The organism is Pseudomonas taiwanensis DSM 21245, from assembly GCF_000425785.1.
Lineage (GTDB): Bacteria > Pseudomonadota > Gammaproteobacteria > Pseudomonadales > Pseudomonadaceae > Aquipseudomonas > Aquipseudomonas taiwanensis.
Map to the genome: position 1 here is coordinate 1 of NZ_AUEC01000046.1, position 15,947 is coordinate 15,947.

Here is a 15,947-nt window from a genome sequence, read left to right on the forward strand (position 1 = left end):
TGTTGCCGCTGACCGAAAACTGACCCAGTTTCGCCCATTGTGCTGACTGAAAACTGACCCAGGTGTTCCACTGCACCTGCTCATTTTTTGAGCAGGAGAACACAGGGTGATCAGCATGGAAATGATGGGCAAAATTCGGCGGATGTATTTCCGCGACAAGCTGTCGTTGCATGAGATAGTCAAGCGCACCGGCCTGTCGCGCAACACCATCCGAAAATGGGTCAGAGCGCCGGAGTCCAAGCAGCCGGTTTATCAGCGTCGAGCCGTGTTCAACAAGCTCAGTCCCTTTCACGAGATGTTGGAGCAGGCGCTGCGGGCTGATGCCTTGAGGGCGAAGCAACATCGCCGCAGTGCCAAGGCGCTACTGGCCATGATTCGCGCTGAAGGCTATGACGGCGGCTACAGCCAGCTCACTGCCTTCGTTCGTCATTGGCGCGGAGAACAAGGCAAGGCGGTACGGGCATTTGTGCCGTTGGCGTTCGCGCTGGGCGAGGCCTTCCAGTTCGATTGGAGCGAGGAAGGTCTGCTGATTGGCGGTGTTTTCAGGCGCGTCCAGGTCGCGCATATGAAGCTCTGTGCCAGCCGAGCCTTCTGGCTTGTGGCCTATCCCAGCCAAGGGCATGAGATGCTGTTCGATGCCCATACCCGCTCATTCGCCGCCTTGGGCGGCGTGCCGCGTCGCGGCATCTACGACAACATGAAAACGGCGGTCGACAAGGTCTCCAAGGGTAAAGGTCGCACGGTCAATGCTCGTTTCATGGTGATGTGCTCGCACTACCTGTTCGACCCGGACTTCTGCAACGTAGCGTCCGGCTGGGAAAAAGGTATCGTCGAAAAGAACGTCCAAGACAGTCGGCGCCGCATCTGGCTGGCCGCCCGCGACAACACTTTCCATAGCTTCGAAGAGCTGAATGCCTGGCTTGCCCAGCGCTGCCGGGCTCTGTGGCACGAGCTGATCCATCCGCAGTACAACGGCCTCACCGTCGCAGAAGTCTTGGAGCTGGAGCGCGTCGAAATGATGCCGATGCCGACGCCCTTCAACGGCTATGTAGAGCGCACGGTTCGCGTTTCCAGCACCTGTCTGATCAACGTGGCTCGCAACCGCTATTCAGTACCCTGCGAGCGTGTTGGACAGTGGGTTAGCAGTCAGCTCTATCCCTCGCGGATCGTCGTGATTGCCGATGATGGTGTGATTGCCAGCCATGAGCGCCTGTTTGATCGCGATCAGGTCAGCTACGACTGGCAACACTATATCCCCCTCATTGAGCGTAAACCGGGAGCCCTACGCAATGGTGCCCCGTTTGCCGACCTGCCCAAGCCACTACGCCTGCTCAGGCGCGGGCTGCGGCGGCATCTACAGGGTGATCGGGTCATGACCCAGGTCTTGGCCGCCGTGCCCATCGCTGGGCTGGATGCTGTCCTCGTAGCGGTTGAGCTGGTTTTGGAGTCCGGCAGCCTGAGCGCTGACCACATCCTCAATATCGTGGCCCGTCTGACCGCCCGTGACGCACCACCCTCGGTCGAAACCAACCTGCAACTGAAAGTTACCCCTATCGCCAATACCGCGCGCTATGACCGGTTGCGCAGCACAGATGAGGAGGTGCGCAATGCGTGATCTTACAGAGGAACTCAAAGACTTACGCCTGCACGGCATGGCCACTGCCTGGGCAGATCTGGCCGCACAAGGTGAATCCACCACCGCCTCATCGAAATGGCTGATCGAGCATCTCCTCGATCAGGAACACGCCGACCGGGCAGTGCGCTCGGTACATCATCAGATGAATATGGCGAAACTGCCCATGCACCGCGATCTGGCTGGCTTCGACTTCGGTGTATCCAGCGCTGATGCCCGGCTGATCAAGGAACTGTCCACTCTGACCTTCACCGACACAGCTCAAAATGTGGTGTTCATCGGCGGCCCTGGCACCGGTAAAACGCACCTCGCCACCGCCCTGGCGGTGGCCGGCATCACCCAACACAACAAGCGTGTACGCTTCCACTCCACGGTCGATCTGGTCAACCTGCTGGAACGTGATAAGCACGAGGGCAAAACGGGGCGGATCGCCCGGGGGCTACTGCGTGCAGATCTGGTAATCCTTGATGAGCTTGGTTACCTACCTTTCAGTCAGAGCGGCGGAGCCTTGCTGTTCCACCTGCTCTCGAAGCTTTACGAGCACACCAGCGTGATCATCACCACCAATCTCAGCTTCGCCGAATGGTCGAGCGTATTTGGCGACGCCAAGATGACCACGGCCTTGCTCGACCGATTGACACACCACTGCCACATCGTCGAGACGGGGAATGAATCGTACCGCCTGCAAAACAGCACCTTGGTGGCCAAGACCAAGATCCAGGCGAGGGAGCGTAGGCGACAGGATATCGAGGAGGCGGAGGACGACCCGTTTTGACCTCTTTGGGCTGGCCTTGCTGAGTGCAGGGTCAGCACTTTTACGACGCTGTCGACTGCTAGGCTTATCCACAATTGCCGGGGTCTAAATCGGCAAGCAGCCCTGGGTCATTTTTCAATCGGCAGGGTGGGTCAATTTTCAATCAGCGCCGACAGATCAAGACCTTGGATGCGCGGGCATTGCGTAAAATTTTCATTCAGCCATTCGTCTGATCGGGATGACCCTTGAATCCGAGGAATGCCCGTGTTCACACTTTCGCGTCCACTGACCTGTGCCAGCCTGGCGGTAGCCCTGGTTGTCTTCAGCGTTGCTGCCCAGGCTCGGGATACCGGTGACGAGGCCAGCGCACAGATCCGCCGCACCAGCTTTGGCGTCCCGCACATCGTGGCCAAAGACGAGCGCGGCCTGGGGTATGGGATTGGCTACGCCTACGCGCAGGACAACCTGTGCTTGCTGGCCAATGAGGTATTGACCGTCAATGGCGAGCGCTCCCGCTACTTTGGGGCCCAGGGCAAGACCGTGGAGCAGCGCGACAACCTAACCAGCGACCTGTTCTTCACCTGGCTCAACCGCCCATCAGCGGTCAATGGCTTCCTGCAGGCACAGCCGACCGCCGTACGGCAGTTGCTCGAAGGCTATGCCAGCGGCTACAACCGTGCACTGGGCGAGCGCCGTGCCGCGGGCCTGCCGGCCGAATGCGGAACAGGGCAGTGGTTGCATCCGATCACCAGTCTGGACCTGGTCAAGTTGACCCGGCGGTTGCTGGTGGAGGGTGGGATGGGGCAGTTTGCCGAGGCCGTGGTAGGCGCGCAGCCGCCGACACGGGCGACTCAGCGGGCCGCCAGCGATTTTACTGCGGCGCTGGCACAGCAGTCGCGCTTCGCTTCCGAGCGCGGCAGCAACGCGGTGGCCGTCGGCGCAGAGCGCTCAGCCAATGGTCGCGGGCTGTTGTTGGCCAACCCACATTTCCCTTGGGTGGGTGGCATGCGTTTCTATCAGATGCAGCTGACCATTCCTGGCCAACTGGATGTCATGGGCGCTGCCCTGCCGGGGTTGCCGGTGATCAACATCGGTTTCAACCGGCACCTGGCCTGGACCCACACCGTCGATACCTCGAAGCATTTCACCCTGTACCGGTTGCAACTGGACCCGAAGGACCCGACCCGCTACCTGCTCGATGGCCAGTCGCTGCCACTCATGCCGCAAACCGTGAGCATCACCGTCAAGTCCGAAGACGGCAGCCTGAGCCAAGTGCAGCGCCAGGTCTATGCCTCGACGTTCGGCCCGGTGGTGCAATGGCCGGGCCGACTGGACTGGGACAGCCAAGCTGCCTACAGCCTGCGCGACGCCAACCTGGACAACACCCGTGTGTTGCAGCAGTGGTACCAGATCAACCGCGCGGGAAGCCTGGACGCGCTCAAAGGCTCGATCGCCAGCCTCCAGGGCATTCCCTGGGTCAACACCCTGGCGGTAGACGCCGCAGGACGAACGCTGTACCTCAACCAGTCGGTGGTGCCGTACGTCGACCAGGAGTTGCTGAGCCACTGCAGTCACCCGGCAGCCCAGGGCCCACTGGTGGTGCTGGATGGATCGCGCAGTGCGTGCCAGTGGAAAGTCGATGCCCAGGCGGCTCAGCCGGGTATCTTCCCCGCGCGTCTGCTACCAAGCCTTGAGCGCTCCGACTTCGTGCAAAACTCCAATGACCCCGCCTGGATGGCCAACCCTGCCGAGCCCCTGGCGGGTTTCTCGCCACTGGTCAGCCGCGATGATCAACCGCTTGGCATGCGCGGGCGCTTTGCCCTGCAGCGCCTGCAAGGCGAGACGAAGGTGGGTATCGATGACTTGCAGCGCATGGTGACCGATGACGAGGTCTATCTCGCCAGCCTGGTGCTGCCGGATCTGATGCAGTGGTGCAGGGAAGCCGAGGCTGACGTGCAGACCGTTTGCGCCAGCCTGGCAGCGTGGAACGGCAAGGCTGATCTGAACAGTGGCGTCGGCCTGGTGCATTTCGAAAACATTGTCGAGGCGCTGGCCGAACACCCGCAAAGCTGGCGGGTGGCCTTCGACCCGGCCGATCCGCAGCACACGCCCCGGGGGCTGGCCGTCGAGCAGGCAGCGGTACGCAAGCTGCTCCATCACGCCGCGCTGGCGTCATTGCAGGCAGTCGCACAAGCTGGGGTAGGGGAAAACAGCCAGTGGGGGCAGATCCAACAGGCTGCCGATGGCACGCCAGTGCCGGGCGGGCCACAAGGCTTGGGCGTATACAACGCGATCTACAGCGTGCCGCACGGGCCGGGCAAGCGACGGGTCGTCAGTGGCACCAGCTACCTGCAACTGGTCAAGTTCACCGAGCAGGGGCCGCAGGCCCGAGGGCTGCTGGCGTTTTCGCAGTCCAGTGAAGCCGGTTCGGCACATTCGAACGACCAGACCAAGGCCTTCTCCGCCAAACAGCTGGCGCCGATTCCGTTTACCGAGGCGCAGATCAAGGCAGACCCGCAGTATCGGCAGTATGTGATCAGCGAGCGGGATGGGGCGGTTGTGAGCGTGAAATGAGGGCGGCCTCACCGCCGGCAAGCCGGCTCCTGCAGGTCGACACGGGCCTGCAGGGGCCGGCTTGCCGGCGATAGGATCGACAGCATCAGGAAAACTCGAAAGGCGCCAGCTGGAACCCTTGCTCGTCCACCTGAAGGGCCCAGCCCCGACGGTCCCAGTCGCCCAGAACGATGCGCCGCGCTGGCTCACCTTCGACCACCAGCTTGTGAATCGCCGGTCGGTGGGTATGGCCATGGACCAGGGTGCGCACACCGTGCGCCGCCATGACCTTCGGGACCTCTTCGGGCGTGACGTCGACGATCTCGGTTGCTTTCATGCGTGTCTGCGCGCGGCTTTCGCTGCGCAGCTTGCGCGCCAGCTTCTGCCGCGTGGATAGCGGCAGGTGGCGCAGTACCCACAGGCTAACCGGGTTGCGCAGGTATCGACGCAGCTTCATGTAGGCCAGGTCGCGGGTGCACAGGGTGTCGCCGTGCATCAGCAGCACCTGTTCGCCACCGAGCTCGATCACGCTTGGGTCGGTCAGTAGCGTGCAGCCGGCGGCTTCGCAGAAGTCCTGGCCGATCAGGAAGTCACGATTGCCATGCATCAGGTAGATCGCCGTGCCGCTGTCGCTCAGCTGGCGCATGGCCTGGCCGATCGACTGCTGGAAGGGCGACATCGCGTCGTCGCCGATCCATGCTTCGAAGAAGTCACCAAGGATGTAAAGCGCCTTGGCGTGGCGGGCACGACCGTCGAGCAGATCAAGAAACGCCCGGGTTATGTCCGGGCGTTCTTCTTGCAAGTGCAGATCGGAGATCAGCAGAATCACTCAATGATCTCGGCTTTCTTGATGACCACGTCGTCGTTCGGCACGTCCTGGTGGCCAGCCTTGGAACCGGTGGCGACCGTTTCGATGGCGTCGACGACTTCACGGCCTTCGATCACTTCGCCGAACACGGCATAGCCCCAGCCCTGAACGTTCTTGCCGCTGTGGTTGAGGAAGTCGTTGTCGTTGGCGTTGATGAAGAACTGCGCCGAGGCCGAGTGCGGCTCCATGGTCCGGGCCATGGCGATGCTGTACTTCTTGTTCTTAAGGCCGTTGTCGGCTTCGTTCTGGATGCTGGCGCGGGTCTTCTTCTGGCTCATGCCGGCTTCGAAGCCGCCGCCCTGGATCATGAAGCCCTTGATCACGCGGTGGAAGACGGTGCCGTCGTAGTGGCCGTCTTTGACGTACTGAACGAAGTTCTCAACGGTTTTCGGCGCTTTCTCGGCGTCCAGTTGCAGGACGATGTCGCCGTGGTTGGTGCTCAGTTTGACTTTGGACATGCTGAAATTCGCTCTTTCAAGGCATTCGGGAATAGGGTGCGTCAGGCGCATAATGGCAACTGACGCAGGATCCGGCCGGCACGACACATGGCCTGCGTCGGCTATTTTGCCAGCTTGCGACAAATAGCAGCGATAAATCGCGGCAGTTTGTCCGAGCCCGGCTGTCAGCAGCTTGACTGCTTCGGCTATGATAGGCCCTTTGATTCAATCGGCCTACCCAGGCCGGACACGTGCATTCAAGGATCCTATGAGCAAGCCCACTGCCGACAACGCGCCCAACGCCGCTGCCAAAGGCGCCCCCGCCGTCCCTGCGAACTTCCTGCGGCCGATCGTCCAGGCCGACCTGGACTCGGGCAAGCACAGCAGCATCGTCACCCGCTTCCCGCCAGAGCCCAATGGCTACCTGCACATCGGCCACGCCAAGTCGATCTGTGTGAACTTCGGCCTGGCCAAGGAGTTCGGCGGCGTCTGCCACCTGCGTTTCGACGACACCAACCCGGCCAAGGAAGACCAGGAGTACATCGACTCCATCCAGCGCGACGTCAAGTGGCTGGGCTTCGAGTGGGCGGGCCCGGTGCGCTACGCCTCGGACTACTTCGAGCAATTGCATGAGTGGGCCGTGGACCTGATCAAGTCGGGCAACGCCTACGTCTGCGACCTGACCCCGGAGCAGGCCAAGGAATACCGTGGCAGCCTGACCGAGCCTGGCAAGAACAGCCCGTTCCGCGAGCGCAGTGTCGAGGAGAACCTGGACCTGTTCGCCCGCATGAAGGCGGGTGAGTTCAAGGATGGCGAGCGCGTGCTGCGTGCCAAGATCGACATGGCCTCGCCGAACATGAACCTGCGCGACCCGATCCTGTATCGCATCCGTCACGCCCACCACCACCAGACCGGTGATAAGTGGTGCATCTACCCCAACTACGACTTCACCCACGGTCAGTCGGACGCCATCGAAGGCATCACCCACTCGATCTGCACCCTGGAATTCGAAAGCCACCGTCCGCTGTACGACTGGTTCCTGGACAAGCTGCCGGTACCGGCGCACCCGCGCCAGTACGAGTTCAGCCGCCTGAACCTGAACTACACCATTACCTCCAAGCGCAAGCTCAAGCAGCTGGTCGACGAAGGGCACGTCGAGGCCTGGGACGACCCGCGCATGTCGACCCTGTCGGGCTACCGCCGCCGCGGCTATACCCCAGCGTCGATCCGCAACTTCTGCGAAATGATCGGCACCAACCGTTCCGACGGCGTGGTCGACATGTCGATGCTCGAGTTCAGCATCCGTGACGACCTGGACCGCACCGCGCCTCGTGCCATGTGCGTGCTGCGTCCGCTGAAGGTGGTCATCACCAACTACCCGGAGGGCAAGGTCGAGCAGCTCGAACTGCCGCGTCACCCGAAGGAAGACATGGGCGTGCGCGTACTGCCATTCGCCCGCGAGCTGTACATCGACCGTGACGACTTCATGGAAGAGCCGCCCAAGGGTTACAAGCGCCTGGAGCCAGCCGGCGAGGTGCGCCTGCGCGGCAGCTACGTGATCCGTGCCGACGAAGCCATCAAGGATGCCGACGGCAACATCGTCGAGCTGCGCTGCTCGTATGACCCCGACACCCTGGGCAAGAACCCTGAAGGCCGCAAGGTCAAGGGTGTGATCCACTGGGTACCGGCCGAAGGCAGCGTCGAATGCGAAGTGCGCCTGTACGACCGTCTGTTCCGCTCCGCCAACCCGGAGAAAACCGAAGACGGTGGCAGTTTCCTCGACAACATCAACCCGGACTCGCTGCAAGTGCTGACGGGTTGCCGTGCCGAACCATCGCTGGCCCAGGCACAGCCGGAAGACCGCTTCCAGTTCGAGCGTGAAGGCTACTTCTGCGCCGACCTGAAGGACAGCCAGCCTGGCCGTCCGGTGTTCAACCGCACCGTCACCCTGCGTGACTCCTGGGGCAGCTAAGGAACCGCCGTGCTTACCATCTACAACACGCTGAGCAAAACCAAGGAAGTCTTCAAGCCGCTCGATGGCAACAAGGTGCGCATGTACGTCTGCGGCATGACCGTGTACGACTACTGCCACCTGGGCCACGGTCGCAGCATGGTGGCCTTCGACCTGGTCACCCGCTGGCTGCGCAAGAGCGGCTATGAGCTGACCTATGTGCGCAACATCACCGACATCGATGACAAGATCATCAACCGGGCCAACGAGAACGGCGAGTCGTTCGACGCGCTGACTGCCCGAATGATCGACGCGATGCACGAGGACGAGCGCCGCCTGAACATTCTCAAGCCGGACCTGGAACCGCGTGCCACCGACCATATCGCCGGCATGCATGCGATGATCCAGACCCTGATCGACAAAGGCTACGCCTACGCCCCGGGCAATGGCGACGTGTACTACCGCGTCGGCAAGTTCGTCGGTTACGGCAAGCTGTCGCGCAAGAAGATCGAAGACCTGCGCATCGGCGCCCGCATCGAAGTCGACGAAGCCAAGCAGGACCCGTTGGACTTCGTGTTGTGGAAAGGCGTCAAGCCGGGCGAGCCGTACTGGGATTCGCCGTGGGGCCCTGGCCGTCCGGGCTGGCACATCGAGTGCTCGGTGATGTCCACCTGCTGCCTGGGCGAGAGCTTCGACATCCACGGTGGCGGCAGCGACCTTGAGTTTCCGCATCACGAGAACGAGATCGCCCAGAGCGAGGCGGCCACCGGCAAGCCGTACGCCAACGCCTGGATGCACTGCGGCATGATCCGCATCAATGGCGAGAAGATGTCCAAGTCGTTGAACAACTTCTTCACCATTCGCGACGTGCTCGACAAGTATCACCCCGAAGTGGTGCGTTACCTGCTGGTGGCCAGCCATTACCGCAGCGCGATCAACTACTCCGAGGACAGCCTGCGTGATGCCAAGGGCGCCCTGGAGCGGTTCTACCACGCCTTGCGTGGCCTGCCGCGCGTGGCAGCCAAGGGGGGCGAAGAGTTCGTCGAGCGCTTCAGCGTGGCGATGAACGACGACTTCGGTACGCCCGAAGCCTGCGCCGTGCTGTTCGACCTGGTACGCGAGATCAACCGCCTGCGGGAGACTGACCTGGAGGCCGCTGCCGGCCTGGCGGGGCGTCTGCGTGAGTTGGGGGATGTGCTGGGTGTGCTGCAGCTGGAGGCTGATGACTTCCTGCGCGCCGGTGCCGAGGGCAAGGTCGATGCGGCCGAAGTCGAGGCGCTGATCCAGGCGCGTCTGCAGGCACGTGCCGACAAGAACTGGGCTGAATCGGACCGTATCCGCGACCAGCTGACCGCCATGGGCGTGGTGCTGGAAGACAGCAAGGGTGGGACCACCTGGCGTCTGGCCGACTGATCGCGTTAGCGGATCGTTCGCCGGCACGCCGGCACCTACAGATCTCTCAGTGTCATGTAGGCGCCGGCGTGCCGGCGATTAGGCTGCGAGGCAGTCCCGGTCGTTACTTGGCCAGCCCCGCCAGCGGGCAATGCATCACCAACTTCGCCCCACCGAACTCGCTTGCCCCAATTTCCAGTGCGAACCCATGCAGGTCGACGATCGCCGCCACGATCGACAGCCCCAGCCCGAACCCTGCATGACGGTGACCTTCCTCGCTGCGATAGAAGCGTTTCAACACCGCGGCGCGCTCCTCTTCAGGAATGCCCGGCCCGCTGTCTTCGATGGCGATATGCACCCCGGCCTCGTCCTGGGTTGCCGAGATGACCACACGCCCGCCCTCGGGGGTGAACTTGATCCCGTTGCCGACCAGATTGGCCAGCGCCTCGAACAGCAGTTCCCGGTCGCCGTGTAGCGCCGCCAGTTGCGCGGGCTGTTCCAGATAAAGGCGTATGCCACCGTCCTCGGCCAGCGGCAGGTAGAAGTCATGCAGCTCCACCAGCAGGCCATGCGGATCCAGCTGCACGAAGCCGGCCCGGCGTTGGCGGTCCTCCAGTTCACTGATGCGCAGCAACCCGCGAAAACGCGCCATCAGCGTATCGGTTTCGCCAATCGCCTGGTCCAGCGCCTCGGCTTCGGCCGAGTCGACGGCGCTTTGCTGGCGAATTCGATACAGCTGCGCGCGCAGGCGGGTCAACGGCGTGCGCAGGTCATGGGCAATGTTGTCACACACGCCCTTGACCTCGTGCATCAGCCGCTCGATACGGTCGAGCATGGCATTGACGATGGCCGCCAGCATATCCAGCTCGTCACGCCGTGCCGACAGCGGCAGGCGGTGGGTAAGGTCGCCGGCGACGATCAGTTCGGCCTGGGCCTGGATCGCGCGTATGCGCTTGAGAGGGCGGCGGCGCAGCAGGTACCAGCCAGCGAAGCCTGGGATCAGGGTCAGCGAGATGCCCCAAAGCAAGGCATGCAGGATGATCCGGGTGACCACGAACAACGAGCCATTGTCGCGCACCAGCACTAGCCAGCGGCCATCCTGCACCTTGATGGCCACGGCATCGCAGCTGTCTCGCGGCATGTGCGGGTCATCGGCATCCAGGCAGCGCTTGAGCTCATGCACCTTGCCGTCCAGCCCAAGTTCCTGAGGTATGGCGCGAATACGCCCGCCAATCGGGTTGAGCTGCGCGTCGAACAGGCCATAGGCGTCGAAACTGCGCTCTTCGAAGGCTTGGCTGGCGATCAGGGCATCGTCCAGTTGCTTGCCGCTCATGTGCGCGAACAAGTGCTGGCGCTGCAGCATGGAATGGCGAGTGAGCTTGTTCAGGTAACTGGACACCTCGAAGTACAGCACCCCCATGAGGATGCAACTCCAGGCCACGAACAGGAAGCTGTACAGCGCCAGCAGGCGGCTGGTGGACGAGCTCCAGCCCTTAGACGGGTTCAGCAATGGCATAGCCGGAGCCCCGTACGGTACGGATCAGCGGCGACTGGCCGGGTGAGTCGATCTTCTTGCGCAGACGGCCGATGTGGACGTCGATCAGGTTGGTGCCAGGGTCGAAGTGGTACCCCCAGACTTCTTCGAAAATCATCATCCGCGTGATCACTTGGCCGGCGTGGCGCATCAGGTACTCCAGCAACTTGTACTCGGTGGGCAGCAGGTTGAGGGTCTGCTCGCCGCGACGTGCCTCGTGGCTGATCAAGTCCAGCTCCAGGTCGGCGACCTGCAGGCGGGTCTGGGTCATGGGCACGCTGTTGCGCCGCAGCAGCACTTCGACCCGCGCGGCCATTTCATCCGATGCGAACGGCTTGGTCAGGTAGTCATCCCCGCCGGCGCGCAGGCCACGTACCCGCTCGTCGACATCGGACAGGGCGCTGATCATCAGGATCGGCGTGGCGATCTTCAGGTTGCGCAGGGTGGTGACGATGGTCAGGCCGTCGACCTCGGGCAGCATGCGGTCCAGGGTGATCAGGTCATAACCACCGGCAATGGCCTTGGCCAGGCCTTCACGGCCATTGTCGGCCCAATCCACTTCCAGGCCGTGGCTGGTGAGTTCGGCGACGATTTCCTGGCCGGTGACGGCGTCGTCTTCGATGGTCAGTACGCGTGGCATGCTGGTTCCTGGGCGGCGAATGGAGACTGGATTGTGCCAAAGAATAGACTGCCCGGAATTTAAGAAAAATTCATCTGCCACCGGGTAGCAAGCGTTGGCCGAGCCGCCGCCTCTGCGCCAAGCCGGTTGTTGGGCGGATTTAGATCAATCCTACATTCAGTAGTGAAGCGTCCTACATATATTCGCGGATGTTCTTGGTAGGTTCCGGTCTTTGCCGATTGACAGGCATTGGTCCAACCCACATCAAAGGACATCGGATGTTCAAGTCATATGGCTACGGGGCAATTCGCTTTCTTGCGGACAGGTTGCCCGATGACATGCGCGTGCTGGCCTTCAGCGGCGGCGAAGGCATCAGCAGCCTGTTCTCTTTCGATATCGAACTGGTCAGCGAGCGCGCCGACCTGCCGTTGGAAACACTGCTCAACCAGCAGGCGTTTCTCGCCTTCGACACACGGGGCAGCGGTGTGCATGGCGTGATTTCGCGCTTGCGTCAGGGTGCCAGCGGCAAGCGCCTGACCCACTACCACGCCAGGCTAGAGCCGCAAATGGCCCGCCTGGGACTGCGTCGCAACCACCGCATCTTCCAGGGCCGCACGGTTGCTCAGGTGGTCGCCCGCCTGCTCGAAGAGCACGGCATACTGTCCGACGCCTACCATTTTCACCTCGCCGAGCCATCACCGCCCCGCGATTACTGCGTGCAATACGCAGAGAGCGACCTGGCCTTCGTCGAGCGGTTGTGCCAGGAAGAGGGCATTCATTACCACTTCGTCCATTCGCCGCAGGGGCATCGGGTGGTGTTCGCCGATCACCAGTCCTATTTCCCGAAACTGGCCACCGCGGTCCCGTTCGTGCCGCCCGCCGGGCTGCAACCCGACTGGCCGGTCATCCAGGCATTCAGTGTGGCGGTGCAGACCACGGTAAGCCGCGTGGAACTGCGCGACCATGACTTTCGCAAGGCCGCTGCGCCGCTGGCCTATGCCAGCCGTAGCAATACCGGGCTACGTGCGCCGGATATCGAGTTTTACGCCTACCCGGGCGGCCTGCGCCAGACGTTGGAGCAGCGCCGTGGCAGCACGATGAGCAAGCGTGCCCTGGAGCGTTGCCGGGTCGACCACCGCCAGGCCCAGGGCGACAGTGATGAACCTCTCCTGGTCAGTGGCCACTTGATGAGCCTGACGGGCCACCCCCGCGCTGACTTCAACGACCTGTGGCTGCTGACCAGCCTACGCCATGAGGGGCGTCAGCCACAGGTATTGGAGGAGAACGGTGGCCAGGAGGGGGCCGTCAGCGAAGCGCCGCGCTATGCCAATCACTTCACTGCCACGCCCTGGGACGTCATCTACCGTCCGGCCATGACCCGTCCCCCGCCGCGCATGCCTGGTTGCCAGGCCGCGCGGGTGACCGGGCCCAAGGGCGAGGAGGTGTACTGCGACGAACTGGGACGGGTCAAGGTGCAGTTTTACTGGGACCGTGAAGGCCAGGGCAACGAACACAGCAGCTGCTGGCTGCGGGTGATGTCGAGTTGGGCCGGTGATCGTCATGGTGTGGTGTGCTTGCCGCGGGTCGGTATGGAAGTGGTGGTGAGCTTTCTCGATGGCGACCCGGACCAACCAGTGGTCAGCGGGTGTCTGCCCGACAGCCTGCACCCTTCACCGTATGCGCTGCCGGACGCCAAGGCCCGTACCGTCTTGCGCAGTCGCAGCCTGGGAGGCAGCGGTGGCTACAACGAGTTGGCCATGGATGACCGCGACGGCAACGAATTGCTGTACCTGCGCGCACAGCGCGATTTCGAGCAATGGGTCGAGCATGACAGCCTGCTGGAGGTCGGCAACCGCCAGCAGGTGCTGGTCAAGGGCGACAGCCACGTCACGCTGGAGGCCGAGGCAGGGTGCACGGTCGGCGGCGACCGCCGTGTCCTGCTGCGCTCCAGCGATCACCTGACCGTCGACCTGGGTCGTCAGGTCCGGGTCGGCACCGTGCTCGCCCAGCATGCCGGTCAGCAAATGCAGCTGTCGGCGGAGCGTGAGGTGGTCGTGGAGGGTGGGGCGAGTATCACCCTGAGAGTCGCAGGTCAGCACCTGGTCATCAATGGCGCCGGGATCTTCGCCAGCAGTCCCGTTCAGCTTGGTGGCGTGCCGGCTGCCAGTCTCGTCGCCAACCCCTTGTCGCCAGGGCAGGGGGGTGGCGTACAGGTACCGGGGGCATTGCCGGCGAGCATGGCGCCGACGCAAGCGGCGTTGATGCAGCAGAGCCGGTTACTCGGAGCGGCCTATTGCCCGGTTTGCGAGGGCTGCCGCGAAGGCGTGGCGGCGTTGGGAGGTGTGCAATGAGCGCGGTATCGCCTCGGGCCTGGATGGCGCAGCAGCGCGCCTGCGGTCGCGAGATTGCCTTGGTGCTGGACAGCGGCTTCGACGAGCGCACGTCCCTGCTGGCGTGCCTGCCGAGCGAGCGCTGGTGTGCGTTTTATGCCCAGACCGAAGTGGCGCACATGGCGACCCTGGGGCCGAGTTGCTTCTTGATTGGCGAGCCCGAGGCGAAGACCGTTCAGGCGCTGCTGGATCAGCCACAACGGCATTGGGGCTGGCTGGCCAGCCTGGCCCCCGATGCGCTGGCCGCCTGGGCTGCGCATTGGCGGGCGCGGCTGTTGATCGGCCAGCGACCGCAGCAGGCGCTGTACCGCTTCCATGACAACCGCATTCTGGCGGCGGCCTTGCAGCGGTTGCCCTCGGCTGCCCTGCCTGCCTACCTGGGGCAGGCCATCAGCATCTGCTACTGGGACGGGCAGCGGTGGGCGCAGGTCGACAACCCGTTGCCCGGTGATCATCCCTTGCCGACAGCGCCTGTTTGGCTGGCGCACGGCTCAGGCAGCGAAGCGGTGTTGCTGGCCAATGCACATCGATTCCTCCTGGCCCACCACTTCGCGGCCTACCTGAAGGTGTTCGAACCCCCTGGTCACCCTGATTGGTTGCGTACGCAACTGGCGCGTGCCCGCGCCTGGGGCTGGGAGACGCCGCAGCAACGCGAGTTCTTGCTGGTGCAGAGCCTGAGTATGCCGGGGTTGGTGTTGCCAGAGGAGTGGGGGCCACAGGCTGGGGAAAGTCCGCAGATGCATCTGCACCGGTTGCGCTATCGCACGGTGGGCTGACGAAACGAGAGGTCAGGGAGCATGAGTGCTCAACGGATGATTAAACAGTTGTGCTGGCTTGGCGGCATGGCGCTACTGGCTGGTTGCGGTGATGACAAGACCAATACCTTTACGTTGATAGGTGAGTTGCCGCCGAATTTTTCCTATCACGGCGTGGCGTGGTACAGGCACGAATCCGACCCCACGTGCGACGCCGGAGGGTTTCGTGGAGTGTCGATCAATAAGGACTGGCGGAAAAACTACCTCCCCGTGACGACCATCGAAATTCGCAAGGTGGTCAAGGGTTGCCCGATGGTGGTGCGGCATTTGGAGTTGAAGATACGTGCAAAGTATGGAGATACGATTTATGAAATAACTGGGGATCCGGCAAATATCGGGATCTATGAAGTGTTGGAGGAAAAGTACCATCGTGAATTCAATGAGACGAACGAAGATGTTTTCTTTGGGGTGTGTGAGTGGATGTTCAGGACGATGGGGAGGGATCGGGTGATACGCAAGTTGCTGGCATGCAGAAAAGACAATGAGCGCGGAGAACGTGGTTTGGGCCATCCCTTTGCGGCGTATACGCTCGATCAGCTACCAGGGAAAACGGTGCGGATGAATATTCGAGTGGGTGGTGAAGAGCGTCCGTCTTGGGGAGATACATGGGTTAAGTTTCCAAATGGTTGGAAACGATGTAAGGGAAGGGGGCCTGAGGATGTTAGAGGGTACTGCAACGGAAATCACACCGATTTCAGCGAATTTACCATGCCTGATGGTAGGCGTTGCACAATTTACCCAGGTTGTGAGGAGTGATGGATGAAGTTGGGCGTTAATACTGCCAGGGCAGGAAAACATATTCTAGGGCTTGGCGTTGTGGCGCTACTGGCTGGTTGCGGTGATGACAAGACCAATACCTTTACGTTGATAGGTGAGTTGCCGCCGAACTTTTCCTATCACGGCGTGGCGTGGTACAGGCACGAATCGGACCCCACGTGCGACGCTGGAGGGTTTCGTGGGGTGTCGATCAATAAGGACTGGCGGAAAAACTACCTCCCCGT

The 15,947-nt window shown here is 62.3% G+C and carries 12 protein-coding genes and 1 pseudogene; 9 read left to right on the forward strand and 4 right to left on the reverse strand.

Annotated elements, in window-relative coordinates; genetic code table 11:
- Nucleotides 1-115: 115 nt before the first annotated feature.
- The 3 genes from istA to pvdQ all read left to right on the forward strand — a co-directional run bounded on the left by istA (nt 116) and on the right by pvdQ (nt 4,961).
- A complete protein-coding gene (gene istA, locus H620_RS0118280; RefSeq protein WP_167332798.1) occupies nt 116-1,615 on the forward strand; it encodes an IS21 family transposase in 1,500 nt (499 codons plus the stop codon).
- Nucleotides 1,608-2,408: an IS21-like element helper ATPase IstB gene (gene istB / locus H620_RS0118285; RefSeq protein WP_023379379.1), complete on the forward strand. Its 801-nt coding sequence runs from the start codon at nt 1,608-1,610 to the stop codon at nt 2,406-2,408. Before istA ends, istB begins: the two co-directional genes overlap by 8 nt.
- A gap of 243 nt (nt 2,409-2,651) precedes the next feature.
- Nucleotides 2,652-4,961, forward strand: coding sequence for a bifunctional acylase PvdQ (gene pvdQ, locus H620_RS0118290; protein ID WP_027907820.1), 2,310 nt, complete (start codon nt 2,652-2,654; stop codon nt 4,959-4,961).
- Between the two features lie 85 nt (nt 4,962-5,046).
- Here pvdQ and lpxH read toward each other — a convergent pair whose 3' ends face one another.
- The gene (gene lpxH, locus H620_RS0118295) at nt 5,047-5,769 is read right to left on the reverse strand and encodes a UDP-2,3-diacylglucosamine diphosphatase (RefSeq protein WP_023380115.1); all 723 of its coding nucleotides are present in this window, start codon (nt 5,767-5,769) and stop codon (nt 5,047-5,049) included.
- Nucleotides 5,766-6,266, reverse strand: a complete 501-nt coding sequence (locus H620_RS0118300) for a peptidylprolyl isomerase (RefSeq protein WP_027907821.1) — start codon at nt 6,264-6,266, stop codon at nt 5,766-5,768. Before H620_RS0118300 ends, lpxH begins: the two co-directional genes overlap by 4 nt.
- Before the next feature lie 247 nt (nt 6,267-6,513).
- Here H620_RS0118300 and H620_RS0118305 point away from each other — a divergent pair, with 247 nt between their 5' ends.
- Nucleotides 6,514-8,217, forward strand: a complete 1,704-nt coding sequence (locus H620_RS0118305) for a glutamine--tRNA ligase/YqeY domain fusion protein (protein ID WP_023380117.1) — start codon at nt 6,514-6,516, stop codon at nt 8,215-8,217.
- Between the two features lie 9 nt (nt 8,218-8,226).
- Complete coding sequence (cysS, locus tag H620_RS0118310) at nt 8,227-9,609, forward strand: cysteine--tRNA ligase (protein ID WP_027907822.1); 1,383 nt, start codon at nt 8,227-8,229, stop codon at nt 9,607-9,609.
- Between the two features lie 103 nt (nt 9,610-9,712).
- Here cysS and H620_RS0118315 read toward each other — a convergent pair whose 3' ends face one another.
- Nucleotides 9,713-11,104, reverse strand: coding sequence for a sensor histidine kinase (locus H620_RS0118315; protein ID WP_023380119.1), 1,392 nt, complete (start codon nt 11,102-11,104; stop codon nt 9,713-9,715).
- Nucleotides 11,082-11,762, reverse strand: a complete 681-nt coding sequence (locus H620_RS0118320; protein WP_023380120.1) for a response regulator transcription factor — start codon at nt 11,760-11,762, stop codon at nt 11,082-11,084. The genes H620_RS0118315 and H620_RS0118320 overlap by 23 nt, the downstream gene beginning before the upstream one ends.
- A 257-nt stretch (nt 11,763-12,019) precedes the next feature.
- On the opposite strand from H620_RS0118320, the gene H620_RS0118325 reads away from it, so the two are divergent.
- The 4 genes and pseudogenes from H620_RS0118325 to H620_RS27280 all read left to right on the forward strand — a co-directional run.
- Nucleotides 12,020-14,092: a type VI secretion system Vgr family protein gene (locus tag H620_RS0118325; RefSeq protein WP_049818819.1), complete on the forward strand. Its 2,073-nt coding sequence runs from the start codon at nt 12,020-12,022 to the stop codon at nt 14,090-14,092.
- Nucleotides 14,089-14,907, forward strand: coding sequence for a DUF4123 domain-containing protein (locus H620_RS0118330; RefSeq protein ID WP_027907824.1), 819 nt, complete (start codon nt 14,089-14,091; stop codon nt 14,905-14,907). The genes H620_RS0118325 and H620_RS0118330 overlap by 4 nt, the downstream gene beginning before the upstream one ends.
- Nucleotides 14,908-14,928: 21 nt before the next feature.
- Nucleotides 14,929-15,702 carry a hypothetical protein gene (locus H620_RS0118335; protein WP_049818820.1) on the forward strand — a complete coding sequence of 258 codons (774 nt, stop codon included), beginning with the start codon at nt 14,929-14,931 and terminating at the stop codon, nt 15,700-15,702.
- Between the two features lie 3 nt (nt 15,703-15,705).
- Nucleotides 15,706-15,947, forward strand: a pseudogene (locus tag H620_RS27280) (hypothetical protein); the annotation flags it as partial.